Here is a 26452-nt window from a genome sequence, read left to right on the forward strand (position 1 = left end):
TTATTTGCCTCTTTTGACTTCGCTAAAAATCAAAGATGCATTTAACATGGGTAGGTATACAGGCAAAGCCTCAAATGATGATAACCACCTACTGAAGTAGGTGGTTTTGGGCTAAAAATAAAAAAGGGAGCCATTGCTCCCTTCGCGATAGTGGTTAATCTCAGATTAGCCCTGTACTAAGGCGGCGACAAGTCCGATGGCACCACCAAACACACCGCCCCACACCACGAGCCAACCTAAATGCGTTTGGATCATCTCCTGAACTATCTGCTTAACCATTTGCGGGGTTAATTCATTTAAGCGTTGCTCAACGATATTAGCAATCTTCTGTTGTAAATCGGCCATCACATTTGGCTGTTCAAGCTCTTGCTTCAATAGGCAGCGGAATTGTTCACTCTCGGCCATATCGACCAATGAAGCTTTCATCTTCTCAATAAAGGGTTCTTTTAGCGGCATTAGCGCCTCAGTCCCCCCAAACATGGCTAACATGCCACCAAATGAAGATTGTGCCACAGTATTGACTAAGGCATCGAAAGACGGTGCTAAGTCTACTTTCTCAATCACAGGCGCCAAATCGATTTGGCTTATACCTTCTTTTTCAGACAAAAAACGATCAATGTTTTCAGCGGTAAAAAACTGTTTCATCATCAGATGAGCAATGCCGAGTTTAAATTCTTCAAACCGCGAAGGCACCACACCAGAACCATACAAACCAGGGACTTTTTCAAACAACATATACACCGCAAGCCAGTTGGTTATCGCACCAGATAATGCAAACAATCCAACATTAAATAGAATGGGTAAGCTCAGTACGTATCCCAAGATCACACAAATGGCAGCCAACACATTGGTCACTAAACTCTTATTCAATCGTTAATCCCCCTATTACGCAATTTCATCGATTGCAAATGGCGCTAGTTTAGCAAGCGAAGGGGAGTAAGGTCTAATGCTGTAAAACAATACTAACACCACCAATCAGCCGCAAAACAGAGCGCAAACTCAGCAAATACTCAGCGGAGCAGCACAAGCACAACATCAAGACAAACTCGATAAACAGATTTTTGTTATTTCATTAATTAACATTAACTTAGTTTAATGATTTACAGCAGAAAATAATGTCACATTTCTGGATCTGCTTAGGAATTATTGAAAAGCATCGTCTACACTCAAAATACTAATCGCCTCGCCACAAGGCTCAATAATATAAAGGACGCGCTTATGGACTCTGCATTTAATACCGCTGGTGCCTTAGGCTGGCATGAACTCACGACCCACAACACTGAAGAGGCCATGCGCTTTTATGGTGAAGTATTTGGCTGGCAATTTAGAACGGTCAAGATGCCCCATGGTCAGTACCACTTGATTGAAAACCAAGGTGTAGGTATCGGCGGTATCACTGATAATCAGCTCCCGACGCTACCTTCGCACTGGACAGGTTATGTCACGGTCGCCGATGTCGACTTGGTCGCGATTAACGCTAAAAAACTTGGTGGCGATATTCTGTTTGGTCCAGAAGATATTCCGAAAGTGGGTCGCTTTTGTTGGATAAAAGATCCACAAGGCGCCGTCATCGCCGCGATAAGTTATCTCACCACTTAAACTAAGCTATTCGTATTAAAAAGCTTAGCGGTCATAAAATACCCACGGGAGACACAACATGTTACCCTCGTAAAGCGAGGGTTATGAGTTAACATACATTCTGACTCACATTGGTTGCTATACGGTAACACTCAGATTTAATTGACAAAACATCAAAAAAATCATGCAGAGATAAGCATTATTCGCTAGAATAACCACATTTATTGATAGATTTCGCGCCAGCGTGCGTATTGGAGCATTAATCTGACTATGCTAACTCAACTATCACGGTTAAAACTCGCGTTTTTTAGTCGCCCTCGATACCAACGAGTTCTCGTCTATTTAACCATTACCTACTTAAGTTACCTTATCGCCCTCGGATTAATACTCCCCAAGGCTATCGTCGCCTTCGCCCCAGAGAAGCTTTCACAGCTATTAGGGCGTCCGGTCAGTTTACAGGGTATGCATATCAATCCTTTTAACTACCGCGTCAATATCGACCAGCTCGCCGTTAAAGAGAAAGATAATCGGGATTTTGCCGGATTAACACAGCTCCAATTTGAGGTGCATTTTTGGCAGTCTATATTCAATCAAGCCTTAGTGATTGATCATATTCAGTTGCAAACGCCCTTTGCTCATATCCAACGGTTTCAAACTCATGGGGCAACTCAGTTTAACTTTGACGACATCATTACCACCCTCAACCAAGCTAAAACCACCAGCAAACCAGACACGAGTGCTGAACAAGCACGCCCTTTGCGCATCATCTTAGGTGAGTTAACCGTCAGTGCAGCCAAGTTCAAATTTGATGACAAGATAACCAAGGCGCAAATTGATTACCCCAATATCAACTTCAAACTCAGTCAATTAGATACTGAATACCTGATGTTACCTAATCCTGCTAGCGTAGCTAAGACGTCATCAACCAAAGATGCGGTGACAAACAATGCCGTTCCAGCAACAACTACGGCGAATACTACTCCAGCAACATCGGCGGCAAATGCCACTACGACTATCGTGCATAACCAATTTGTCGCCCAGTTGCAGGATGCCCACGCAGGTGAAGTGAGCCTTGCCGGACAATTTCAGCTCTTTCCCTTTAAGCTCGTCGGGGATGTACAGCTTGCCAAACTCAAACTTGTGCCGCTCTGGCAATTTGTTGCCGATCAATTCAATGTCAAACTGGGGACAGGTGAGCTTAGTATTAACGCCCATTACCAAGTCGATTTACCCGAGCAAGGTGAATTACAACTCACTGCCGAACGTGGACAAGTGATTGTTGAAAAAGTGAATTTGCTCAATGGTGACCAATCGGTTATCACCTTACCACTACTGGCTGTAGATGGGATCAGCGCTAATCTGGCCAAGCAGCGGGTCAATATTAAGCAAATCCACACTGAAGGCTTAAGTCTTAAGGCTAAGCTAGATGAACAAGGTATTGATTTAGTTCAACTATTAATGCCAAAATCTATGGCTGCCAGCATTGATACTGCAACGCCGAACTCGCCTGCAGAAGCGCAAACAGCAGAAGCGTCAGCTGAAACGAACACGTCAGCAGCATCGCCTTCACAAGCAACCTCGGATAAGAGTGTTACTGAACAGCAAGATGCCTGGTTAGTGACACTGGGCGGACTGAATGTCGAAAACTATGATATTCAGCTTGAGGAGCACAAACTCAGCAAAACGGCGCAGCAATGGCGAATCTATCCATTAGATTTTGTGACTCAAACCATAGTGAGCGATTTAAAAGCCCCGATTGAATACCAACTCTCCTTTGGGCTAAACGATAAAGGCCATTTTACCTCCAAGGGGCAAGTCGATGTCCTTGGGCAAGCCATCAGCGCTAACCTCAAAGTGGAGCAGTTGGCCTTAGCCCAATTTCAACCTTACCTTGAGCCCTATGTCAATATGCAGCTAAAAAGCGGCCTATTCAGTAGCGATGGTGAGATTCATGCCGATGGCAAAGGCAAAGCCATTTATCAAGGTAACGTTGAGCTGGATGATTTGAATATCCTCGACAGCATCCGCAAAGCGCCATTGGTAAAATGGCAAAAAATGCATATTAATCAGCTCGATTTTGACCAGCAACAAAATCAAATCAAGATTGATCATTTAAGTTTTGAGCAACCTTATGCCAAGGTTGTTATCGCGAAGGATCGTACAACCAATATCAGCAATCTGATTATTGAACAGCAAGCCATTACCGAGCCTAAAGTCACTGGACAAATGGCGCAAACTGGCATTCAAGCCGAAATCAGCACCAATACAGTTGCACCATCCCAAACCGTAGCTAAAAAGCCCGAGTTAAGCTTAGATATTCAAAAAATTAGCTTTAACCAAGGATCAGCATTTTTTGCCGATAATTCGCTAACACCTAACTTTGCCTCAGGCATCGAGCAGCTAGAAGGTTATATCAGTCACCTATCCTCCAAGCCGGGTACTAAGGCATCTGTCGATATTAAAGGCAAAATTGACCGCTATGCACCAGTGACATTAAAGGGGGATATTAATCCCTTGTTAGATAAACCTTATCTTGATTTAGACTTGGTTTTTAAGAGTGTTGAGCTGACGTCAGTAAACCCATACTCTGGCACCTATGCGGGCTATTACATTGATAAAGGGCAATTATCGTTAGCACTTAACTACAAACTTGAGCAAAACCAACTCAAGGGCAGCAACCATTTAGTCATTAATCAACTCAAACTGGGGAAACGCAGTAACAGTGATTTAGCCACCAGTTTACCCGTAACGTTAGCGATTGCATTATTGCAGGATCGCCATGGCGTAATTGACCTAGGAATGGAAGTTTCTGGCGATCTAGACTCACCCAGCTTTAGTGTTGGCAGCATCATCATGACAGCCATTACCAATGTGATTACTAAAGCCGTCACTGCCCCCTTCTCTTTCCTTGCAGGTCTCATTGGCGCTGATGATACCTTAGATAAAATCCCCTTTAATCCCGGGCAATTTACCCTCACTTCCCGTGAGCAAGAAAGCCTAGATAAGCTCGCCAAAGGATTAGAGGATAGACCCATGCTACAGCTCAGTCTTGAGGGCAGTGTCGATGCAATAAACGATAGCCAAGCAATTAGCGAGCGTATGATGAAACGCAAGCTGGCTGCCTTAGCGAATATTCAGCTGACGGAATTGCCGGCAGATCTCAGCCCGAGTCAGTTTCCGACTCAAGGACCTCTAGCCGATGCCCTTCTCAAACTCTATGAGCAGGAAGTTAAAGCCAATCCTGATGATGTGAAAGACAATATTATTGCTGAAACCAAAGATACACCACTGAGTAAAGAGGAACTGACCACCCGATGGCATATCGCGCTTTATAACCTTTCGCTAAAAGCGCAAACGGTCGGTCAAGACAGGTTGGGAGATTTAGCGCAGGAGAGAGCGAAATCAGTCAAGGCCTACCTTGTTGATAGCAAGGGCATCGCACCTGAACGCATTTTCCTACTCGAAAGTCGCGTCACCCTCAATCAAGATGCTGCCCAAGTGAATATGAGCATCGAAGCTAAATAACGCGTTGTACAAGACCATAGAGAATCAAATGCCCAGTATTCACTGGGCATTTTTATTGGTTGATTAAGGTAGCGCCCCCTCGTTCTATTACTTGGCCTAAAACATCCATTAGGTTAAACTCTGCGGCTTTATGCGAGCGGAATCACATTCCGCGCGTCAATCCCCTTTCGCACAGCCAATATTGCGGCGCGCTAAAACACTTTTACTCGAGGTAGTTATGTTCATTATTCGCTGGATTTTAGGCCGGATCATTTTGTTGCTTAACTTTGTGTTCGCCCCAAAGAAACTCAAACGCCCATCAGCAGAACAACAAAAAATCGATGCGCAAACTCAAGCACTGGCGCTATATCAGTACAATGCTTGTCCTTTCTGCGTAAAAGTGCGCCGAGCCATGCGCCGTCAAGGGCTAAATATCCAAACCTTGGATGCAAAAAAATCCCCACATAAAGATGAGCTCATCGCCCAAGGTGGCAAGCAACAAGTGCCCTGTTTACGGATTGAAGACAATGGTCAAGTGCAATGGCTATATGAATCTAAGGATATCATCAGCTACTTAGAACAACGTTTTGCCTAGCACAACAATGCGCGCCCCACGGCGCGCTTTTCATTTACGCCACAAGTACTCACGGTCAGAATAATCAAACAACCATTGGGGTTGATACACCACCAACAGCGTCACCGCCATGCCATTGAGCAACGCCTCAGGAAAGGCTAATAACGGGATTAACATCAGATAGTTATCAACTAACATGCTCCAGTCATAATCCGCCGACAACCAAAGCCAAAATGCCCAACTAAATTGATGAAAAACCGTCGATAATCCTGCATTAATAAAGGCGCCAACAAAAATAAACACAAAAAGATGCTTAGGAAATAAATGGTAACTGCGGCTGTAAAGCATAAACGCACAGAATAACGGGAGGGCTATTGCAAACAAGCCAAATGCACCAAACTCACCAGGCTGCTTTAGGACAAATATGCTGAAAAACGCACTTGGGAGGAGTAAGGCAACCGTCGCTAAGCGCCAACCAAACATCAATAGACAAGTGACTATCCCTAGAAAATGTAAATGAATTCCGACTTGAATACTGGCATTGAGGAGCCATAAGGTATTTACCGCAATCAGCGTTAACAACAACCGCCATTGCAAGCCTTTATCCTTAACAACCTGCAGTAACTCTTCCTTAGGCCAAATAGCATAAATCCAAAGTCCCAGCAGTAGCAGGCTTAAACCTTGTAATGGGCTGATATTCCAGTCTATTTCAGCAAATCGCTTGGCCCAAAAATCCAGCATCAGTAAGGCTCCGGAGTAGATGCCCATTCAACCTATCGCGACAAGTTTCAGAGCAGATTCAAGTTGCTTCGGTATTAGGGTGATTAACCAACCTATTCGGGCGAATAAACTTCTTTACCAGTATATCGCGAATAAAACCGATAATTGCATGATATTGAGCGACATATTAAGGTATTCTTCGCTAAGTAAATCATCTAAGAGTAATCCTTGATATGCCATTGAGATCGATAAGCCTGACATTATTGAGCTGCTTAACATTACTCGCTTGCAGCAGCGCTCCGATAGACCCCTCTGAATTTGCAGGTAAATTTAAAGACAAACTCACCACTGATATCCGCGCAGATGGCCTTAAACTCTTTACCTATCAGGCAGGTTTTGCGGAGGAATACTCACCAAGAGATGTCACCGAGCGCCCCTTCCCCCACGAAGAACGTATGCGTCAAGTAGCGCAAGATCCCCGCGAGCAGCGTCGTTTATACCAACAACAAGCGGATGCACTCGATATCTGGGGCAGACAAGTTGAATTGGGACTCGAGAAAACCTTAGAAATGACAGGTTACTGCCGCGAAGGTTATTTTGAGTTGAGCCGAATAATAGAATCAGGACGGGGAGAAATACGTGGTGAATGTAAAGAAGGCGCCACTGAGGAAGATAAACAAAAGTTTGTGCGCTTTTAAGTCATGAAAAGGGCGAGATGATCGCCCTGTTCTCTACACTTATGCACGGCGGTGTCGCAAGTACACGACTTAGCTCAAGCCGTTAAGTTCAATAACGCTGAGTTTTATGCCTAAAAATCAAACCGCTTCATTTAACGGTAAGGCACGATTTTCCAATAACACTGGGATGCCATCGGTAATGGGATAAGCTAATTTGTCCGCTTTACAAATCAATTGCTGCGCCGCCTTATCGTACTCCAACTTTCCTTTACATACTGGACAAGCAACGATATCTAACAGTTTTTTATCAAACGCCATGGGATTTTCCTTTTTTAGCTGCAGCCACAGAGCGTAATCGGCTCAGCAACTGTTGATCAAATTGTGGCGATAGCTTGGCATCGACAGCCAAATACCACCAGTTTTCTTGTGCAAAATCGCGACATTTAACCGCATCTTTTTCAGTCATCATCAAGGGGCGAGATGCCGCAAGCTCGCATAACACGTGTTTATCGTAGGCTTGGTGGTCATCAAAACCATGGGATAATGCGAGTTGAAAACCCTGCTGCGTTAACGTCTCAAAAAAACGCGCCGGATGACCAATACCCGCCATTGCCACCACGGGCTGGGTCGGATCAAACACGGCCTCAGCCTTAGGATTTACCGGCAACACCGCACTTGGGCTCAGCTGCATCTCATATTGATTCGCCTGCGCGGGTCCACTATTGACCACCACAAAATCCACTTGATTAAGACGCCAAGCACCTTCCCGTAGTGGGCCTGCTGGAAGCAAATGACGATTCCCTAAACCGCGCTTTCCATCAATCACCACCAGCTCAATATCACGGCCGAGGGCATAATGTTGCAAGCCATCGTCACAGATAATCACATCCACGGCAAACTGCGCCAGCAAGGTTTTTGCGGTATCAACACGTTTAGGGCCCACCACCATAGGCACACCAGTACGCGCCACAATCATAGCTGGCTCATCGCCCACATCAGTTGCAGCATCCTTTACGCTAACGACTTTTACCCCTTGGATATCCGCGCCATAACCACGGCTGATCACACCCGGATTAAACCCCTGTTGACGCAGCAGTTCAATCAAATAGATGACTGTGGGGGTTTTACCACTACCGCCAACGGTAATATTGCCCACCACGATCACGGGGACTGGCAGTGTTGTTTGTGATTTAATCCCTAAGCGAAATAAACCACGGCGAATTGCGGTAATAAGCGCAAACAACGCAGAAAAAGGCAGTAAGAGCCACCGTAATGGGTGGCCTTGATACCAAATTTTATTAACTAACGCCTGCATTTAGCTACCAAACTGCATTTGGTATAACTTGGCATACATGCCGCCAAGTTCGAGTAGAGATTTGTGGGTGCCACGCTCAACGATGCGACCTTGATCGACCACTAAAATTTGATCGGCACTTTCAATCGTTGATAAGCGGTGAGCAATCACAACCGAGGTGCGGTTTTGGCGTAAATTGTCTAATCCCTGCTGAATCGCTTTCTCAGATTCAGTATCAAGGGCCGATGTCGCTTCATCCAGAATGAGCACTGGTGCATCACGTAACATTGCCCGCGCAATCGCAATCCGTTGTCGCTGACCGCCTGACAATAGCACGCCGTTTTCACCGACTTGGGTATCTAAGCCATCGGGCAATTGCTCAATAAATTCCATCGCATGAGCTAAGGTCGCCGCCTCAATAATCTGCTCGCGGGTGACTTCGCCCGGATAGGCATAGGCGATATTATTGGCAATAGTATCGTTAAACAGTGTCACTTGCTGCGATACCAAAGCCACTTGGCTACGTAATGATTTCAATGAGTAATCATAAATACTCACATCATCAAGCAGAATATCGCCAGACGCTAGTCCGGTGTAAAAACGAGTCACCAAGCTTGCGATCGTCGACTTCCCCGACCCAGAGCGCCCGACTAAGGCTAAGGTTTGCCCTTGGGACACTTCAAAGTCAATTTTATCTAAAGCGCGGCGCTCCTGGCCTTCGTAACTAAAGGAAACATTATCAAAACGTAAGTTGCCCTTAGCACGCTTGACGGTATAAGTACCAGTATCCGATTCTGGCAAAGTGTCTAACAGTTCAAATACTGTGGTGCACGCTGCAATACCACGTTGAAATTCGGCATTCACACGCGTGAGGTTTTTGATGGGTTGCAGCATGGCCATCATCGCGCCAAGAATCGTCGCGAAGGTACCTGCGGTCAAATCGGCTTTCATGCTATCTAGGCTCGCCGCATACAGCACAAAGGCCAAGGCAAAGGAGCCAATCACCATGATAAGCGGCTGGCTGATAGCCTGTGCGATCGCAAGTTTCATATTTTGATGACGGTTTCTGTCATTAATTTTGGCAAAGCGAGCCGTTTCTGTTTCTTGTCCACCAAAGGCTAGTACGTTTTTATGACCTTTGATCATCTGCTCCGTTGCGGCACTGACATCCCCCATCGCTGTTTGGATTTGTTTCGACACCTTACGGAAGCGGCGACTCACAATAGTCATCACTAATCCCATAATCGGACCAATCACTAAAATACACAGAGAAAGCTTCCAAGAGTTATAAAACATCAATCCCAGCATACCGATAACGGTCACACCGTCACGAACAATCGAAATCAAGGCACTGCCCGATGCACGGGCAATTTGCTCGGTATCGAAGGTCACTTTTGAAATTAAATTGCCCGTGTTTTCCTTATCCATGTAACTCACGGGTAAACTTAGATAATGTTGAAACACTTGCTGGCGCATATCCATAATTAACCTAGCGCTCATATAAGAAATGCCGTAGGTGGATACGAAGTTTGCAAAGCCGCGCAGGGAGAACATTAAAATAACCACGATAGGCGCCATTAATAGCACTTGGTTATCGGCATGAAAGCCTTGGTTCGTGGGGAGTGCAATACCGTTACTGATCGCTGGTGTACTGCTGGAAAACCCTTTATCGATAAAAGGGCCAATAAAAGAAATAAAAGCCGCATCGACAAGCCCATACACAATAAGGCCAGCAACTGAAAGCAAAAACATGCCCTTCATCGGTTTGAGATAGGCCAGTAATCGCTTGAATACGGTCCACATTTCGTCTTTAGGATATGCTGTCATTGGTAACACTAAATTATGGCAAAGTGCTCATTCTACTCTGGATTAATCAAGTCACCAAATCTAAACAAGCGGTTATACCAAAATGGAGCTAAATCTTGCCGATAGGTTTTTACGTCGAGTAGCCCTTGTTCAAAAGTAACGCTAATTTGTCCTTCAATCCCGGTGGTTAAGTGGTTTATCTGCAAAGCTTGGTAGCGGGCAACGACATCGGCTTTAGGAAAGCCATAACGATTATTCAACCCCGCTGGAAACAGTACTAACTCCGGTGCCACCTTTTCAATAAATGCCAGCGTAGATGAGGTGCGGCTTCCATGGTGTGGAGCAATAAGCACCTGACTTTTAAGTATAAAGCCCGCTTGTACTCGCTCAATCAATATACTCTCTGTTTCCTTTTCAATATCACCGCTCAGTAATAGACTTTGCTGACCATCATCAATCCGCAGCACACAAGAAGCATTATTGCCACCCGCCTGGGTTTGTGGGGAAATAAAGCGTAAGGTAAGTTGTTGCCAATCAATCTGTTGTGTTAAACAAGGCTGAGCATCTAAGTGGTCAACATCGGTAATCCATTTTGCCTGAGGATACGCTTTTGCCAGTACTTGAGCGCCTCCAGCATGGTCGTTATCGCCGTGGCTGATCACAATAAAATCGATATCAGTTAATCCTCGAGTATTAAGAAAAGGGATAATCACACGGTCACTGTAGCTAAAATCATCGCCAAATGCGGCGCCCGTATCATAGATAAGTGCCCTATCATCCTTTTCAACCACCACGGCTAATCCTTGCCCTACATCAAGTAAATGTAGCGTCCATTGAGTGGTTTTCGATGCTGTAATGCGCTGAAAAACAGACAATGCCAGAGGTAGAAACAGTAACCCTATCAACACATGCCAGTGCCAATATTGGCGCCGATGAGGAACATATCGCCACAGAATCAACGCAAAAAGTGCGCACAGGCCGCCTGCTAATAATGTCTCGGAAACCACATGCCAATGGGCGGGTAAATCGACGCTGAGTTCAAGTAACTTGCCGTAGGGAAATAGTCCTAAATCCGCCAAATTGAATAATCCCAGCCACGATTGCCCTAAAAACGTACCTAACCACCAGATGATAAAAGCCAGCATCGATAGCGGAATGACGATAAGACTAAACCAAGGCACCACCAGCATATTCATCCACAAACTATGGATACTCACACCACCAAAAAAGATGGCTTGCAGCAGTCCCAATATCAGGCTTAAGCGCCATTGTATTGACCAAAACTGTATGACTCTGACTCGCGACTTGGCTAAAAAAGTTGTTTTACTATCAACAGACTGTGTAAATTTGGCACTTTCTAAGGTATATAAAATAATCGCCAAAGCACAAAAAGAAAGCCAAAATCCAGCACTCAAACAAGCGAGAGGATCAATGAGTAACACCACAAATAAGGCAAACAGCAAACGGTCCCATGCGCTTGAGTAGCGTCTTAATAAACTCAACAGCATAACCAATAAAATCATCACTAACGCACGCTGTGTTGACACGGCAAAACCGGCTAAATAGCTATAAAATAGAGCACTCACTCCTGCTAAAATGAGCGCAATAACTATATTTCGTCGACTTGGATGCGGCGCCAAACGCGTAAGAAAAAACAAAGCGCAAGCATAGACCCAAGCGGTGATCACCGATAAATGTAATCCCGATATCGCCACCAGATGGCCCGTGCCCGTTTGCCTTAACGCCTGCCACTTAGTTTGCGAGATAAGTTGTTTATCCCCGAGGATTAACGCCAGCAGAATATCCCCCTGTGTTAACGCAGATAACTTTGGAGCAAGTCGTGTGATTAAGTGATGTCTTAACGAAAAACGCTCAGCTTGAAGCCTTGCATGCATAACGCGGCCTTTACCGACAATATGCTGACTAATCAATTGCTTTTGTTCGTTATATCCTCCTTGATTGAGTACACTGGATATACTTTTAGGCATAAAAGTGAAATCCCAAACTTGCCCAACTTGCAGTGTCGCCTCGGATTGCCAGGTTAAACGCAACTTAGCCGTTGGCCCAAAGATTAAATTTGGTTTATCGACAACAATATCGAAGCTAACCCAGTCGCTGTTTTGACTAACTAGTGATATGATTTCGCCCCTCACCTGTATAGGCTTTTGGGATAAAGGAAGATCCTGCCGAGATAACACTAAGCAAAATCCTGTTAGCCAGAACATCGCAAAGAGTGTGCCAGATAAGCTAGGTGCTTTTTTGAATAAGATGAGAGCCCCAAAGCAAAAGTAGGGTAGATAAGTAATTGGCGGCAGCGAAGGCCATAACATCGCTGACAGTAAGGTGGCACTAAAGCCAAACATGAATCCATTCATAGTGAATTAAGTTAAGACAGCAATTTCAGCCTATGCCAAAAAAATTAATAAAAAGATTTATGCCTAAGCCTGAAACCCTGCGTGAGCACAAACACCTACGCATTTTCGGTCGCTTATTACACAATCCTAATCTTTGGGCGCTTAATCGACGCTCTGCGCCGGGGGCCTTTGCCATAGGCTTGTTTGTCGCTTGGATCCCAATGCCTTTTCAAATGGTGGTCGCCGCGGCCTTTGCAATCCTTTTTAATGTCAATATTCCCGTTTCCGTCGCTTTAGTCTGGATCACCAATCCACTTACGATGCCAGTTATGTTTTATGGGGCTTATTTATTAGGTGCAAAAATTCTTGGCCACGCACCGCAGGAATTTGCCTTTGAGGCAAGCTGGCAATGGATAGAAGCCTCATTAGCCACAATTGGGCCAGCATTCCTACTAGGTTGCCTAGTATTAGGGATCGTGTTTTCTACTGTAGGATATTTAATGATCAGTAACCTCTGGAAATACTCGATCATGTTTAAGTGGCAAAAGCGTAAGACCAAATAATTGCGACTTGCAGATACAATGGCTTAACTTGTTTTATGTTAGAGAAATTGACTTTCCTAATTGAACAAGTTAAGCATTAACGCCTTTTTAGCGTTTGCATCCCTGTATTTCCTTTACGTCCTCTATTGTAATTTATTCTACCTTATCAATAGATTAAACCACAGCGATAAGACTATCTTAATCCCTTCACTCGGACGCTTACTTACAAGCTACTCATAAGTAGATATATACATTCATTTAATTTGCAGCTTAAAATACTTTTCGTGTTTCACTACTACGCTGTCATTATGTTGAATATTGATGAACCTGCACATTTACAACCTAAACTACCGCTTTTCCGCTTAGGTTTTAGACCTTTCTTCTTATTTGCGAGTCTATTTAGTCTATTAAGTTTAGGGATCTGGGGAGGATTTCTTTCCGGTCTGTCATTACTTCCTAACAACATCAATCCTTTATGGTGGCATGGTCATGAGATGATTTTTGGGTTTGCCTGTGCCGTCGTCGCAGGTTTTTTACTCACCGCAGTACAAAACTGGACAGGACAACCTGGGTTGAAAGGCTTACCTCTTATAGGGCTATTTACGGTCTGGTTACTACCAAGGCTTTTATTTATATTGCCGCTAGATATTCCGTTTGTGGCGATCATGATCATCGACTTGATGTTTTTACCCTTAACCGCAATTGCATTATCAATATCTGTGGTTAAAGTACGCCAATGGCGTAACTTTGTGTTTATCCCTATTCTCAGTTTACTCACGCTTTTTAATGGATTTAGCTATTACGGTTTAATAACTAATCAATTACAGTGGGCTAATAATGGTCTTTATGCAGCAGTCATCCTTGTTGGGGTAATTGTTGCTTTGCTTGGTGGTAGAGTGATCCCATTCTTTACTGAGCGCGCCACCCAATGGCAAAGACACTCCCCTATTCCCATACTGGAATGGTTAAGTTTTGCTAGCCTATTAGCGCTTGTTGCGAGTCTCTTTTTACCGCAGATAATATTACTGACGCGCGCTCTGGCTGGTATTGCGGGTCTGGTATTGTTACTACGTTGGTCTCGTTGGGGATGGCAGGCAAGTTGGTCTGTGCCGCTGTTATGGTCACTGCATTTAAGTTACTTATGTATTCCCATTGGTTTGATACTGATTGCTACAGGACTACCACTTTCCGTAGGAATGCATGCCATTACTGTTGGAGGACTTGGCGGCATGATCCTCGCAATGATGTCGAGGGTATCGCTAGGCCATACCGGCAGACAACTAAAACCCGCTAGGCCAATGACACTGGCTTTTGGGTTAATATTACTGGCTACAGTGTTCCGTGTCTTAGCGGGTTTACCCAGTGCATGGTTTATCGAATTAATGCTCGCAGCCATTATTTGTTGGATGCTGGCTTTTGGGTGTTTCTGTTACTACTACGCACCAATGCTTTGTCGCGTCAGAGCCGATGGACGGCCAGGCTAAGCAAGGTGACTCGAGAAAACTCATGGCGCGGTACCTATAGCAGACAACCAATTACTATCTTGTGAATTGAGTCACAGAGAATCGCGTCTCTTTTCCCTACCTAAAGTATTTTTACTGTTACTATTTACAAAAATATTGAGTAGGGAGTACCCATGCCATTTTATCGTCAATATGGTGCCAAAGGCTTAAAAGCAGTTGAGCATCTCGTCTTAATCATCATAGCAATAGCGACTGTGGTTGCTATTGGTCAAGAAATTGTCCATGTATTTAATGTCGGCGCAGTCGCCCTTGCCGATCTGTTGTTATTGTTTATTTATCTCGAAGTACTGGCCATGGTTGCTAATTATGCAGAATCGGGAAAATTGCCTGTGCGCATGCCGCTGTATATTGCCATAGTTGCCCTTGCACGTTATTTGATCTTAGATATGAAGAGTATGGATGACTGGCGCATCGCCGCAATTTCGCTTTCAACTTTGATCCTTGCGGCAACGGTCATCGTGATCCGTTGGGGCCAATTAAAAATGCCCTATCCTAAAAATCAAGAATACGATAACTAATTGCTACTGGGCGCCATTGCCAACCAAGCTCAATGGCGCCATTCTTTACCTGCAAAATCCTTCCAAATCCCTCGCTTTCAGATTGGTATTCTGCCAAAAAGCAATTATGCTAGTTTTACTGAGATCAATTATTTACGGGACAATTGAGTTATGGGTGAACATCCAGTTGGATTTGAAGAAAAACGCAGCTCACTTCGAGTAGATATGGAAGCTGAACGCGTGCTCTTGCATTGGACTGATAAGAATGGCGTTGAACATACGGACGAAGGCGTATGTATCGATTTAGCCCGCAGAGGCATTCTGTTTGATTATAAAAACCCATTTGAACTCGGTGAATTAGTTAACGTGACATTCAATCCAGAAACATCCCGACAAAATAGCGTAAAAGGCCAAGTTTGCCGCTGCTCTAAACGTCATGATCAAAGTTATCATGTCGCGATGCAATTGCTTTAATTTCAATCTAGCTACGCAGGGTCGATTGAGCTGTTCTACACTGAATTAGTTGAACTATTCGTACAAAGGACATTGCTATGATATTGCTGGTGGGTGGAGAGAAAGGTGGCAGTGGCAAGAGTTGCCTCGCGCAAAATCTTGCGGTTTATATAAAGCAAAAATTTGCCGCCAATGTACTAATGGTAGACTGCGATCCCCAACGTACAACATCCGATTGGATCCAAGCTCGAAACAACGACCCTAGCCTCCCTGCAATCAATTGTATTCAGCTCTACGGCAAAATACGTAACGATCTGCTCAGTCTTAATGAACGCTTCGACTACGTCATTGTTGACTGTGGCGGTCAAGATAACCTTGCTATGCGCGCCGCCATGTCGGTGGCCACTTACGTAGTTATCCCACTTAGACCCAAACGTCGCGATCTTAAAACCTTACCCCATATGGAAGATATGCTCAGCACCTGTAAGATGGTTAATCCCAAAATGGTGGCAACCATTGTGCTAACCCAATGTCCCGCTTTGCCCACCCAAGTAAAGCGTATTTTAGAGGCCAAAGAAGTGGTCCAATCCTTTGGATTACGCGTACTCAATTCGGTGACTTTTTGCCGAAATATCTACGATGACAGTGAGGAAAAAGGATCGTCCGTAATGGAAATTGAGCCAGATGGGAAAGCGGCCGACGAGATCCGCGCCATAGTGGATGAGCTGTTCACCTTACCACCAGAAAATAGTTATGAGCTTAACTGATCTTAAACGCAAGAAACCAAAACAAGTTATCAAAACGGTTTCTATTGAGGATTTTATCGAAGATGCCAATAACTATGCTTTAGGTAAAGCGAGTATTTTAGCGGTCCCTCCCGCAGAGCCAAAAGGCTTAGATAAAAAGTCAGCCAAAATTTATCGCCATGCCACCTTTACCTTAACGGAAACCAGTATTACCCAATTAGATGGGCTCGCCAAAGGAACTAAAATCGCCAAATCACGCTTATTGCGGATCTTGATTGATGAATTCAGTCAAAAAACAATTGCAGAACAGCTTGAAGTGGTAAATAAAAGTAAGCAGGATGAGCATTAATCTTTATGGCATCAAGGTAAACCAATCCGTTGATCGCCCTTTCTTTAACAGCAAGTTATGGCCTATGACCCCAAGCAATTGCGCGGCTCATAGACCAGATTAGCCATACTTAATGATCAGAATGATGACACTGCCGCCCAGCAACAAGGGCGAGCCCTTGCGCTGATTCTGCCATTTTCCCTTTACTCAACAACAAAAAAATTAACTCCTCCGCAGTAAGGTTTTCGGCACTACAAGTGTGATAACGCGCTGCTTCTCCAAAGGTTTCAGTCATCAGAGCAATAAACTGAGGCTTTAAAACGGGATGAGCTTGCGCTACCATCAGCGCCATAACGTCATGACCGTGAACAGAATCGGACATAGTCTCTCCAAAAGATGCAAATAAGATTAAGCTTTATAACCGAACTGTTGAATTTTAACCCTGATCTTGCGCACATACTGCCAATGTCAATAACTGCGCTGACCGCTGTGACGATAAAGTGAGCCACTATGTCCTTGATCTTGCTACTGACCCAACAGATGTCACTCTATTTAGTGATTGTTTATTTAGTCAGTAAAACACCTCTTTTTAAACTGTTTGCAGAAACATCACCGCGCCTACCTCATAAAATATTTATTTATCTGGTTTTTTCTAGCTTTTGTATCATGGCGACCTATTTTGGTGAGCAAACTTCAGGGGCCATTGCCAATACTCGCGCCATGGGTGCCGTGCTAGGCGGTTTACTCGGCGGTCCTGTCACCGGATTTTTAGTCGGATTCACTGGCGGTTTACACCGCTACAGCATGGGTGGCTTTACCGATTTAGCCTGCGCGATTTCAACCACTCTCGAAGGACTCTCCGCGGGAATGATCAGTTTTTACCTACGCCGCGCGGGTAAAAGTGAACTTATCTACAATCCTCTCTTAGTCTGTTTGGTGACCTTTTACGCCGAAATGATGCAAATGAGCATTATTTTGCTGATTGCACGCCCGTTTGATGCCGCATGGGAATTAGTGCGGCAGATAGCTCCGCCTATGCTGTTGGTTAATTCCATTGGCGCAGCGCTGTTTATGAGCATGATCCGCGACCAAAAAACCATGTTTGACAAGCTCTCCTCTAGTTTCTCAACCAAGGCGCTTAAAATTGCCGAGCGCAGTGTTGGGCTGCTTTCTAAGGGGTTTAACGAAGAAAGCAGCGGCAAGGTCGCGCAAATTGTCATTGAAGAAACCAATGTGGGTGCTGTTGCCATTACGGACAGAGAAAAACTTTTGGCCTTTATCGGTATTGGTGCCGACCATCATATCCCTGGAACACCGATTTCCTCAAAAATCACCCTTGAGGCCATAAACCAAAACAAGGTGATGTTCGCCGATGGGGTGGAGATGCCCTATTCCTGCTCGATTTCGAGCCAGTGTAAACTCGGTTCGAGCCTTGTGATCCCACTTCGCAGCGACACCGAAGTCATTGGCACCATCAAGTTATACGAGCCAAAAAATAAACTATTTTTGAACATTAACCGCACCTTAGGGGAAGGGATTGCTCGGCTATTGTCGAACCAGATCCTCTACGGCCGTTTTGAACAGCAGCAAAACCTGCTCACCCAAGCGGAATTAAAATTACTGCAAGCTCAAGTGAATCCACACTTTTTATTCAACGCTCTCAATACCATCAGTGCGATTATTAAGCGCGATCCCGATATGTCGAAGCAACTGTTGCAGCAGTTGTCACAATTTTTGCGGATCAATTTAAAACGTACAACGGGTTTAGTGACACTCGGGGATGAGCTCGATCACATAGCGTCTTATCTCACTATTGAGAAAGCGAGATTTATTGATAAATTACAGGTCAACATTGCTATACCTGAATCACTTTACCACTGTAAAGTGCCTGCATTTACCCTACAACCCATCATTGAGAATGCGGTAAAACATGGCACCTCCCATATGATTGAGCAAGGACAAATCAAGGTCACGGGACGTATGGATGACCATATATTAGCTCTTGAGGTGACAGATAACGCCGGCCTTTATCAACCCTCAATAGATTCTGAGGGATTGGGGATGAATTTAGTTCATAAACGGATACAAAATCTGTTTGGCGAACAGTATGGCATCCAAGTTGAATGCAAGCCGGATGAATACACCAAGGTGACCATCCGCTTACCCATAGAACAGACGGAAACTAGCACGTGATCACTTGTTTGATTGTCGATGATGAATTGTTTGCCCGCGAGGAGCTTGCGGATTTGCTCGGCCAAGAAGCCGACATTGAGATTATTGGCCAATGCAGCAACGCCATAGAAGCATTGCAAACCATTGCCAAAGAAAAGCCTCAATTAGTTTTTCTCGACATCCAAATGCCACGTATTTCAGGCATGGAACTGATTGCTATGCTCGATCCCGACACCTTACCTAAAATCGTGTTTGTCACTGCATTTGATGAATTTGCCGTCAAAGCCTTTGATAATCATGCCTTTGATTATTTACTTAAGCCAATAGATGCCGATCGACTCAGCCAAACCCTAAAACGTGTTCGTAAGGACCTCACTCCGCAAGCCGTTAATCTGATCGCGCCTCGATGCCTCGAGCACCTACCCTGTTACAGCGGTAGTAAATTAAAAGTGATCCCCATTCAAGATGTTGAGTATGTTTTTAGTGATTTAAGCGGTATTCATGTCGCCTGTACCAAGGGCAAAGTACATACCCAACTTACCCTTAAAGTGCTGGAAGAAAAAACACCGCTAGTGCGTTGCCATCGCCAATATCTGATTTCACCCAAAGCCATTGCCGAAATAGAGCTGCTCGATACTGGCGCCGAAGTCACGACTCTGCTTGGCGACAAAGTGCCCGTTTCTCGCCGTTATTTAAAAAGTCTTAAGCAATTGTTCGGCTTCCAATAGCCCCATTGTTAACCACTAATGCGCGTATCTAAGCCGCTGGAGGCGGTTAATACTTATGAATGACATCCTCATACAACCGCTCGCCCCATTCTATTGCCGCTGAGTCAGCATTATCGACCTCTCACCCAGTTACCCCTGTTTTATGTAAACAACTTGTTTACACTCTGCACAACTCAAAATGGGGAGATAACTAAAATGATGTGGTTCCTACTCTGTGTCGGTCTATTGATCGGCGGCTACTTTATCTACGGTACCTTTGTCGAAAAGGTATTTGGTATCAACGAAAAACGTCAAACACCGGCTTTTACCCAAACCGACGGTGTGGACTATGTGCCTATGTCGAAAGGCAAAGTGTACTTAATCCAATTATTGAATATCGCAGGTGTGGGTCCAATCTTCGGTCCAATCCTCGGGGCGCTCTACGGTCCTTCAGCGATGTTGTGGATTGTGATCGGCTGTATCTTTGGAGGAGCGGTGCACGATTACTTCTCCGGTATGTTGTCGGTCCGTAATGGTGGTCAATCTGTACCAAACCTTGCTGGTAAGTATTTAGGCAAAAGTGCCAAGCACTTTATGAATGTGTTTGCCATCATTCTATTATTGCTCGTAGGTGTGGTGTTTATCTCTGCGCCAGCAGGCCTGTTAGGCAAGCTAACGGGTTGGGATGTTAGCATTTTCGTTGCGATTATCTTCGTTTACTACCTGATTGCCACTGTGGTACCTGTCGATAAAATTATCGGCCGTTTATATCCTTTCTTTGGCGCGCTGTTGTTCTTCATGTCATTTGGTTTAGCCTTTGCGATCATGTTATCAAGCGAACATACGCTACTGCCCAATGTGCAAGCGGGCGACTTCTTCCAAAATTTAAACCCTAAAGATATGCCATTATGGCCTGCGCTGTTTATCACCATCGCTTGTGGTGCGATTTCAGGCTTCCACGCCACGCAATCACCACTGATGGCACGTTGCGTTGAAAACGAAAAGAACGGTCGTTTTGTGTTCTTTGGTGCCATGATCGGTGAAGGTATCATCGCCCTACTCTGGTGTGCGATTGCACTGTCTTACTTCCACGGTGTTGAAGGATTAAGCACAGGCATGGCGGGTAACCCTGCAAACGTTGTATACGAAGCATCAACTGGTCTGTTAGGCGCAGTGGGTGGCTTTATGGCAATCCTTGGTGTGATCATTCTGCCAATTACTTCAGGCGATACGGCTTTCCGCTCTGCTCGTCTGATTTTGGCTGAATTCTTTAACATGCCGCAGGTGGCTTTACCTAAACGTTTAGTGTTAGCTATTCCATTGTTTGTGATTGGTGGCTTACTGACTCAAGTCGACTTCGGCGTGATCTGGCGCTACTTCGGTGTGGCTAACCAAGCGACAGCTGTATTAATGCTCTGGACGGCCTCAGCTTACCTACTGCGTCACAATAAACTGCACTGGATCACCACCATTCCAGCCATGTTTATGACCACAGTAGTTATCACCTTCCTACTTAACTCTGCAACTTTAGGTGCAGGCTTACCGATGACCTTATCCACCATCGCAGGGACTGTTTCAACGCTAGTCATCACAGGCTTACTGATTGTGAAAACCAAAGGTAAAGGTGAAGTTGATAGCGACAGCGAATTACCCGATGAAGCTTAATTTCCAACAATATTGATATACAAAGCAAACGGGCACTGATGAGTGCCCGTTTTTTTATCTATGATTTTAGTCAATCGGTATAATACTGGTATAATCCGATTATTGTTCACGGTAATTTATACAAAATGACTCAAGAAAATAACCCATTACACGGCATCAAACTGGAAACCATAGTCACACAACTCGTTGAGCACTATGGCTGGGAAGAACTCGGAGCTCGCATCAAGATCCGCTGTTTTACCGAAGATCCGAGTATCAAATCGAGTCTACGATTTTTAAGAAAAACCGATTGGGCACGGGAAAAAGTAGAATATTTATATTTAAAAACCAATAAACTGCCGTTGCCCGCCGCGAAAACATCCAATGCACCAGCGAAAACATCGGCCAAAAAACCTGCAAAACCAGCACAGAAACCAGCTCAGGCAAGTACGGCTACATCGACAGCCGCAACAGATGGCCAGATCAATAGCCATATCTGGGGCAAGCGCGACTAAATTTCGCTCGAATATTCAAACGCATATTCACAGGAACAGACAAAAATGCGCGGAATAATTAATTCAATTATCCCGCGCATTATTTTTTAATCTGTCTATCAGCTAGATTAGCGCCAATCCAATATCCTTCGGTGGGCAACCATGATTGGCAAGAGTCCCCTGCTAATCAAGCCAACGGCTAAGAATAAGCGTTTAAGACTTCACCTATTGGCTATTTTGTCTGCGGATAAGTGACGCGATAGATTGCCCCTGCATAATCATCCGACACGAGTAAACTGCCATCGGCCAATTCAGCAAAGGCCACTGGGCGACCAAAGGTTTGCTCGCCCTGCATAAAGCCAGTTAAAAATGGAGTGTATTTGACCACCTTGCCTTGCTCTATCGTCGCCAAGGCCACTTTATAACCCGCTTTCTTAGTGCGATTCCATGAACCATGTTCAGCGACAAATAACTGCTGTTGATAATCGCTAGGGAACTGTTTACCAAGATAAAAATGAATGCCTAGTGGCGCCACGTGAGCCCCTAAGGAGAGCGCAGGAGCGGTGTACTTGGTAGGATCTTTACCTTGGCCAAACTCAGGGTCAAGAATTGTACCTGCATGCACATAGGGGAAGCCAAAATGTTCCCCCAAGTAACTGACCTTATTGATTTCGCAGGGAGGAATATCATCGCCCATCATGTCGCGGCCATTATCGCTAAACCAAAGGGTTTGAGTGCCAGGCTGAAAATCAAACCCGACGGAATTACGAACCCCTTGGGCAATGGTGGTTAATTTTTTAGTCTCCAGATTGAGCGAGAAAATACGTCCATAGCGTTCATTCTCCGCGCACACATTACAAGGCACGCCTACAGGAATGATTAACTCGCCAGTCGGTGAAACCCCTAGTACTTTCCAGCCATGGTGGGTTTCAGTTGGAAACCCATCAAAGACCACCTCAAATGTTGGTGAGTTTAAGTGGTTATCAATATCCTTGAAGCGAATGATGCGCTCCACTTCGGAGACATACAGATCGCCATCTTTGATCACCACACCTGATGGTAGCTTTAGTCCCGAGGCAACCAGAATTTTCTCATCGGCAACACCGTCCTGATTACGGTCGATAAGGGCATAAACATTCCCGGCCTTCATCGAGCCCGCATAGACAATGCCTTTTTCGGATACGGCAATTTCGCGCGCATTGTCAACATTATCTGCAAATAAGCTCAGGTTAAAGCCTTCTGCAACGGTCAGTTTATCTAAAATATTTTTAGCCATCGCAGGCACACTTATTCCACTCAAAGCCAAAAATGCAGCGCATGTTATTTGTAGTTTACGAGCCATATCTTTCATATCCTTATCAGTCAAAAAGTGAACGACCTTAACCATTAATCCCCTAACCTATCCTAGATACGCCTTTTGTATCAAATAGGATGCTTAGCACTTAAGTTTTTTATCTCAAGGCCGATAATTCGATGAATAACCTTCAGGTACTTATGGAGCCTATCGTGAACATTAATGGATTAAACACGACCGCAAATAGCAGCGCCTTCAAATCTGTTTCCAGCGCTTATATCACCACCACGCCAACAGCTGGCTCAGCCTCTGAGAGTTCATCGGCAGAGACCAGCACGCAAGAAACGGTCAATATATCCAATGCCGGAAGACAAGCTCTCGCTACCGAAGTAGGCGCTTCTCTCAGAGGTCAAACCGCGGAAAAACGGCAACAGACGGAAAGTGCTGAGAATGAAGAACCCAAATCTATCATCGACGAACAAATTAAGCGTCTGAAAGAGCAAATCAAAGCTTTGCAGAAGATGCTCACGAAACTGGAAGGGGATGATTCCGAGGCCGCAGCTCAGCAACGTAAGCTATTGCAGGAACAAATTATGCAACTCGGTAACCAAATTGCCGTGTTAATGGACCAGAAAATGCGCGATGCACAAAAAAACGCAGGCTAAGCTGAGTACCGAATCATTTTCAATCTTGGTAGCTGTAAACTAGATTGGGAAACTAAACAATAAACGCCAAATATTTAACCCGTCACCGGTTCGATAACTGATGCCAATTCTATCTATGCCGAGGAGATCGCCGCCCAAAGGCTTAGAAAATGCCAGTGTGGCACCAAACTCATAGCTTCCAGAGACAATGGTTTCATCTTCAGCATCTTGGCTAAAATCCAGCTCGTTGAAGTACCAATAACCGACCGCAAATAACCTAGGTTGCATCTGGATATTCAACCATTGCCAGCGCGGCGAAAGGCCAATATCTACCCCGGTTTGCAATACCGCAAATTGGTCGGTTAATTTTCCTACCCGTTCACTGTAGCCCGCAAACTTCAACCTCGATACCCAGACACTGTCTTCACCCGCAAGACTAAAATCATACAAGGTGCTTACACCTGAGGCTAAAATCGCCACATTCGCATCGGTCTCAAAATTTGTCCCAAAGCCCACATCCAAATAGGCTTCCATCCGCGTATTTGCCGTTGCCTGCCAATGGTGCTCGATGCCGGGCGTTATCGTCATGGTGCCAACTGACGATGGCAATTCGCCGTCGGTGATGTCTTTGGCTAAGTAGTCAAAAAAACCGAAAGATAAGGGTAAACGCAGCCAAGTCTGACTACTATCATCCTTCAAAAAATCAAAGTTTAACGGAATACTAACGACGGTGGCATTTTGCTCAGCAGCTCGATATACCCCTGTGCCAAGGTAGCTGCCAAAGGCATAAACAGAGTTAGGATTATTTTTCCCATCAATCGGCGTTTCAGGGCTAATCTTCGAAAACGCTTGGGAAGATTGGGGGGCAAATGCAGCAAAATCTTGCGGGTGACTGGAGTTTGAAACAGGCTCTGTCGACGCCAACAGCGGGAAAACAATCCCCATTGATAGCGCCGAAATGGAGCAGAGGTTGACGATAAACCGACTAAAAATGATATTCAATTTACGCAAACAGATCCTAATTTGCAGCCTAATCGGTAAATTTATTGCACTAAGAACTACTGTTCATCCGTAAAATGATACTCAGACATCATATGCCCAAGCTCAGTGGACTTAGTCTTTAAGTAAGCCTCATTATAGCGATTTTTACCAACTTGTAAGGGTACGCGCTCAACCACTTCGATGCCGATTTCTTTCATCGCTTTGACTTTGCGAGGGTTATTGGTCATTAAGCGTACATGCTTTACGCCAATCTGCTCAAGCATAGGCTGGATCATATCGTATTTACGCATGTCCGCAGGGAAACCTAACTGTTCATTCGCCTCAACCGTATTGGCGCCTTTATCCTGCAACTCATAGGCACGGATCTTGTTTAGCAGACCAATACCACGACCTTCCTGACGCAAATATAAGATAAACCCACTGCCGGTCTCGGCAATGTTTTGCATCGCGGTTTGCAGCTGGAATCCACAGTCACAGCGTAAGCTGAATAAGGCATCGCCCGTGAGACACTCAGAGTGAATACGGCCTAAAACAGGAGCATCGCTACTTAGGGTGCCAAATGTGAGGGCAACATGCTCTTTACCGGTTTCGGTATCTTCAAAACCGTGCATGGCAAAAACGCCCCAGGGAGTGGGTAATTTTGACGTCGCGACATATTTTATCGACATGACTTAACCTTAACGACAACTCTCATTCCATGAGACGGAAGGAACATCCATAAACAAAACAATGATTAGGTACTTAGCCTACGGCGCACCTATTCTAAAGTGTTTTCAGCAATCACGAAATACTTTAGTAATTTAATCAACTACAAAACTAAGCTATTAACTGGGTGACTCATTCAGCTCAATGGGTAATATGTCGAGCCAAGGCGCTGCAAAATAGATAAGTGTTCTATTTTGCAACTTATTGAATAACTTAGCAATGTAGCTTAAAATTTTGCTGGTGCAAAACCTGTTACTTCAGTCAAGCCCATTTCGCGCCCTAAAGCAGTCATTGGGTGCACAACAACTAAGCCTTTTACTGACTTTTTCAGTTGACCCATATCGGCTTGCTCAGCTTTGGTGAGGGCGCGGTGAAATGGCAAGTGCTGAATATCCACCCCTTGCTTTTGTAATAAACGCGACTGCTGCGTTTTTACGCTATTGATTTGCTTAGTAACAGCCTCAATCTCGCGTTTAAACTGCGCCACGATGACAACATCGCCACGTTGCTCTGCCGCCGCCAGTTTACGACGAAACTTATCTAACTTATCGTTTAGCTGCTGCAGTTCTTGCTTTAAATTCATTATGTTACCTTAAATTACTTTAGCGAATCCCAGTCGATATTGACCTAATCTTTGGCCTGTTTGTCTGGGTCACTGTGTCAAGGTGTGGGATTATAACAGCAAGTTAGCGATCCTCGTTACCGCTTTTATAAGAAACGGATCACCTGATTACTGCTACCCCGATATGGAAGGCTCGGATCTGCAAGATTTTGCTCAAATTTGCCATCCACCAGCACATCTACATATTCCAGCACCGCACGCTGTTTATCGCTCAATTCATTCCATACATAGCCCGTCCACAGCCAAATATCTTTACCGGGACATTCAGCTTTGACGCGCTTAACAAGCGCCAAAATCCCCTCAAGATTGGCGGGTAAAAGTGGATCGCCGCCAGAGAGTGATAAGCCACGGCGAACGATCCGCGTATCCAGCAAATCGGCGATGATATTATCTTCCATTGCCTTATCAAATAAATGGCCAGAGCGCACATCCCAAGTACTTTGATTATAGCAACCACGGCATTGGTGCTCACAACCTGAAACAAATAAGGTGGCCCGAGTGCCTGGGCCGTTGACCACATCAACGGGATAATATTGCTGATAGTTCATTGTATAAGTCCAATACGAAATACA

Annotated in this window: 27 protein-coding genes; 15 read left to right on the top strand and 12 right to left on the bottom strand. The window is 44.9% G+C overall.

The window, feature by feature from the left end:
- Positions 1 to 165: 165 nt before the first annotated feature.
- A complete protein-coding gene (locus IEY09_RS17435) occupies positions 166 to 870 on the bottom strand; it encodes a DUF445 domain-containing protein (RefSeq protein ID WP_188872059.1) in 705 nt (234 codons plus the stop codon).
- A gap of 348 nt (positions 871 to 1218) precedes the next feature.
- Here IEY09_RS17435 and IEY09_RS17440 point away from each other — a divergent pair, with 348 nt between their 5' ends.
- The 3 genes from IEY09_RS17440 (at position 1219) to IEY09_RS17450 (ending at position 5677) form a co-directional block, all read left to right on the top strand.
- Positions 1219 to 1599: a VOC family protein gene (locus tag IEY09_RS17440; RefSeq protein ID WP_037419655.1), complete on the top strand. Its 381-nt coding sequence runs from the start codon at positions 1219 to 1221 to the stop codon at positions 1597 to 1599.
- A 249-nt stretch (positions 1600 to 1848) separates the two neighbouring features.
- Entirely contained in the window at positions 1849 to 5103 is a 3255-nt protein-coding gene (locus IEY09_RS17445; protein ID WP_188872061.1) for a DUF748 domain-containing protein, read from the top strand.
- A 217-nt stretch (positions 5104 to 5320) separates the two neighbouring features.
- Complete coding sequence (locus IEY09_RS17450) at positions 5321 to 5677, top strand: glutaredoxin family protein (protein WP_037419649.1); 357 nt, start codon at positions 5321 to 5323, stop codon at positions 5675 to 5677.
- Positions 5678 to 5707: 30 nt separating this feature from the next.
- Here IEY09_RS17450 and IEY09_RS17455 read toward each other — a convergent pair whose 3' ends face one another.
- On the bottom strand, positions 5708 to 6397 hold the full coding sequence (locus IEY09_RS17455) for an energy-coupling factor ABC transporter permease (protein ID WP_037419754.1): 690 nt from the start codon (positions 6395 to 6397) through the stop codon (positions 5708 to 5710).
- A 212-nt stretch (positions 6398 to 6609) separates the two neighbouring features.
- Here IEY09_RS17455 and IEY09_RS17460 point away from each other — a divergent pair, with 212 nt between their 5' ends.
- Positions 6610 to 7074: a hypothetical protein gene (locus IEY09_RS17460; protein WP_037419646.1), complete on the top strand. Its 465-nt coding sequence runs from the start codon at positions 6610 to 6612 to the stop codon at positions 7072 to 7074.
- Positions 7075 to 7191: 117 nt separating this feature from the next.
- On the opposite strand, the gene IEY09_RS17465 is transcribed toward IEY09_RS17460, so the two are convergent.
- Genes IEY09_RS17465 through IEY09_RS17480 form a run of 4 tightly spaced genes read right to left on the bottom strand, consistent with a single transcriptional unit; the run spans position 7192 to position 12528 of the window.
- Entirely contained in the window at positions 7192 to 7371 is a 180-nt protein-coding gene (locus IEY09_RS17465; protein WP_037419644.1) for a Trm112 family protein, read from the bottom strand.
- On the bottom strand, positions 7361 to 8368 hold the full coding sequence (gene lpxK, locus IEY09_RS17470) for a tetraacyldisaccharide 4'-kinase (RefSeq protein ID WP_144376447.1): 1008 nt from the start codon (positions 8366 to 8368) through the stop codon (positions 7361 to 7363). Before lpxK ends, IEY09_RS17465 begins: the two co-directional genes overlap by 11 nt.
- Positions 8369 to 10174 carry a lipid A export permease/ATP-binding protein MsbA gene (gene msbA, locus IEY09_RS17475; RefSeq protein WP_037419637.1) on the bottom strand — a complete coding sequence of 602 codons (1806 nt, stop codon included), beginning with the start codon at positions 10172 to 10174 and terminating at the stop codon, positions 8369 to 8371.
- Positions 10175 to 10206: 32 nt separating this feature from the next.
- Positions 10207 to 12528, bottom strand: coding sequence for a DNA internalization-related competence protein ComEC/Rec2 (locus IEY09_RS17480; RefSeq protein ID WP_188872063.1), 2322 nt, complete (start codon positions 12526 to 12528; stop codon positions 10207 to 10209).
- A gap of 32 nt (positions 12529 to 12560) precedes the next feature.
- Here IEY09_RS17480 and IEY09_RS17485 point away from each other — a divergent pair, with 32 nt between their 5' ends.
- The 6 genes from IEY09_RS17485 (at position 12561) to IEY09_RS17510 (ending at position 16617) form a co-directional block, all read left to right on the top strand.
- A complete protein-coding gene (locus IEY09_RS17485) occupies positions 12561 to 13070 on the top strand; it encodes a DUF2062 domain-containing protein (protein WP_037419631.1) in 510 nt (169 codons plus the stop codon).
- A gap of 287 nt (positions 13071 to 13357) precedes the next feature.
- Positions 13358 to 14533, top strand: a complete 1176-nt coding sequence (locus IEY09_RS17490) for an NnrS family protein (protein ID WP_188872065.1) — start codon at positions 13358 to 13360, stop codon at positions 14531 to 14533.
- A 152-nt stretch (positions 14534 to 14685) separates the two neighbouring features.
- Positions 14686 to 15090 carry a phosphate-starvation-inducible protein PsiE gene (locus IEY09_RS17495; RefSeq protein WP_011623180.1) on the top strand — a complete coding sequence of 135 codons (405 nt, stop codon included), beginning with the start codon at positions 14686 to 14688 and terminating at the stop codon, positions 15088 to 15090.
- Between the two features lie 150 nt (positions 15091 to 15240).
- On the top strand, positions 15241 to 15543 hold the full coding sequence (locus IEY09_RS17500) for a PilZ domain-containing protein (RefSeq protein ID WP_037419625.1): 303 nt from the start codon (positions 15241 to 15243) through the stop codon (positions 15541 to 15543).
- 77 nt (positions 15544 to 15620) lie between these two features.
- Positions 15621 to 16289, top strand: a complete 669-nt coding sequence (locus IEY09_RS17505) for an AAA family ATPase (RefSeq protein WP_011623182.1) — start codon at positions 15621 to 15623, stop codon at positions 16287 to 16289.
- The gene (locus tag IEY09_RS17510; protein WP_037427275.1) at positions 16276 to 16617 is read left to right on the top strand and encodes a hypothetical protein; all 342 of its coding nucleotides are present in this window, start codon (positions 16276 to 16278) and stop codon (positions 16615 to 16617) included. Before IEY09_RS17505 ends, IEY09_RS17510 begins: the two co-directional genes overlap by 14 nt.
- Positions 16618 to 16726: 109 nt before the next feature.
- On the opposite strand, the gene IEY09_RS17515 is transcribed toward IEY09_RS17510, so the two are convergent.
- Positions 16727 to 16978 carry a YecH family metal-binding protein gene (locus tag IEY09_RS17515; protein ID WP_037427277.1) on the bottom strand — a complete coding sequence of 84 codons (252 nt, stop codon included), beginning with the start codon at positions 16976 to 16978 and terminating at the stop codon, positions 16727 to 16729.
- A gap of 128 nt (positions 16979 to 17106) precedes the next feature.
- Here IEY09_RS17515 and IEY09_RS17520 point away from each other — a divergent pair, with 128 nt between their 5' ends.
- The 4 genes from IEY09_RS17520 (at position 17107) to IEY09_RS17535 (ending at position 21634) form a co-directional block, all read left to right on the top strand.
- A complete protein-coding gene (locus tag IEY09_RS17520) occupies positions 17107 to 18789 on the top strand; it encodes a sensor histidine kinase (protein WP_037419617.1) in 1683 nt (560 codons plus the stop codon).
- Positions 18786 to 19496: a two-component system response regulator BtsR gene (gene btsR / locus IEY09_RS17525; protein WP_037427280.1), complete on the top strand. Its 711-nt coding sequence runs from the start codon at positions 18786 to 18788 to the stop codon at positions 19494 to 19496. The genes IEY09_RS17520 and btsR overlap by 4 nt, the downstream gene beginning before the upstream one ends.
- A gap of 195 nt (positions 19497 to 19691) precedes the next feature.
- Positions 19692 to 21140, top strand: a complete 1449-nt coding sequence (locus IEY09_RS17530) for a carbon starvation CstA family protein (protein ID WP_037427281.1) — start codon at positions 19692 to 19694, stop codon at positions 21138 to 21140.
- A gap of 125 nt (positions 21141 to 21265) precedes the next feature.
- Positions 21266 to 21634: a VF530 family protein gene (locus IEY09_RS17535; protein WP_140907877.1), complete on the top strand. Its 369-nt coding sequence runs from the start codon at positions 21266 to 21268 to the stop codon at positions 21632 to 21634.
- A 211-nt stretch (positions 21635 to 21845) separates the two neighbouring features.
- Here the strand turns inward: IEY09_RS17535 and IEY09_RS17540 are convergent, their stop codons facing one another.
- Positions 21846 to 22955 carry a PQQ-dependent sugar dehydrogenase gene (locus IEY09_RS17540; protein ID WP_188872067.1) on the bottom strand — a complete coding sequence of 370 codons (1110 nt, stop codon included), beginning with the start codon at positions 22953 to 22955 and terminating at the stop codon, positions 21846 to 21848.
- A gap of 164 nt (positions 22956 to 23119) precedes the next feature.
- On the opposite strand from IEY09_RS17540, the gene IEY09_RS17545 reads away from it, so the two are divergent.
- The gene (locus tag IEY09_RS17545; protein ID WP_188872069.1) at positions 23120 to 23572 is read left to right on the top strand and encodes a FlxA-like family protein; all 453 of its coding nucleotides are present in this window, start codon (positions 23120 to 23122) and stop codon (positions 23570 to 23572) included.
- A 39-nt stretch (positions 23573 to 23611) separates the two neighbouring features.
- Here IEY09_RS17545 and IEY09_RS17550 read toward each other — a convergent pair whose 3' ends face one another.
- From IEY09_RS17550 to nrdG, 4 genes are all read right to left on the bottom strand, one after another.
- On the bottom strand, positions 23612 to 24496 hold the full coding sequence (locus tag IEY09_RS17550) for a hypothetical protein (RefSeq protein ID WP_188872083.1): 885 nt from the start codon (positions 24494 to 24496) through the stop codon (positions 23612 to 23614).
- A 113-nt stretch (positions 24497 to 24609) separates the two neighbouring features.
- The gene (gene ribA / locus IEY09_RS17555; protein WP_037427288.1) at positions 24610 to 25221 is read right to left on the bottom strand and encodes a GTP cyclohydrolase II; all 612 of its coding nucleotides are present in this window, start codon (positions 25219 to 25221) and stop codon (positions 24610 to 24612) included.
- Between the two features lie 263 nt (positions 25222 to 25484).
- Positions 25485 to 25841: a YibL family ribosome-associated protein gene (locus IEY09_RS17560; protein WP_037419602.1), complete on the bottom strand. Its 357-nt coding sequence runs from the start codon at positions 25839 to 25841 to the stop codon at positions 25485 to 25487.
- 125 nt (positions 25842 to 25966) lie between these two features.
- A complete protein-coding gene (gene nrdG / locus IEY09_RS17565; protein ID WP_188872071.1) occupies positions 25967 to 26428 on the bottom strand; it encodes an anaerobic ribonucleoside-triphosphate reductase-activating protein in 462 nt (153 codons plus the stop codon).
- Positions 26429 to 26452 lie beyond the last annotated feature (24 nt).

This window comes from Shewanella xiamenensis (genome assembly GCF_014647135.1).
Lineage (GTDB): Bacteria > Pseudomonadota > Gammaproteobacteria > Enterobacterales > Shewanellaceae > Shewanella > Shewanella xiamenensis.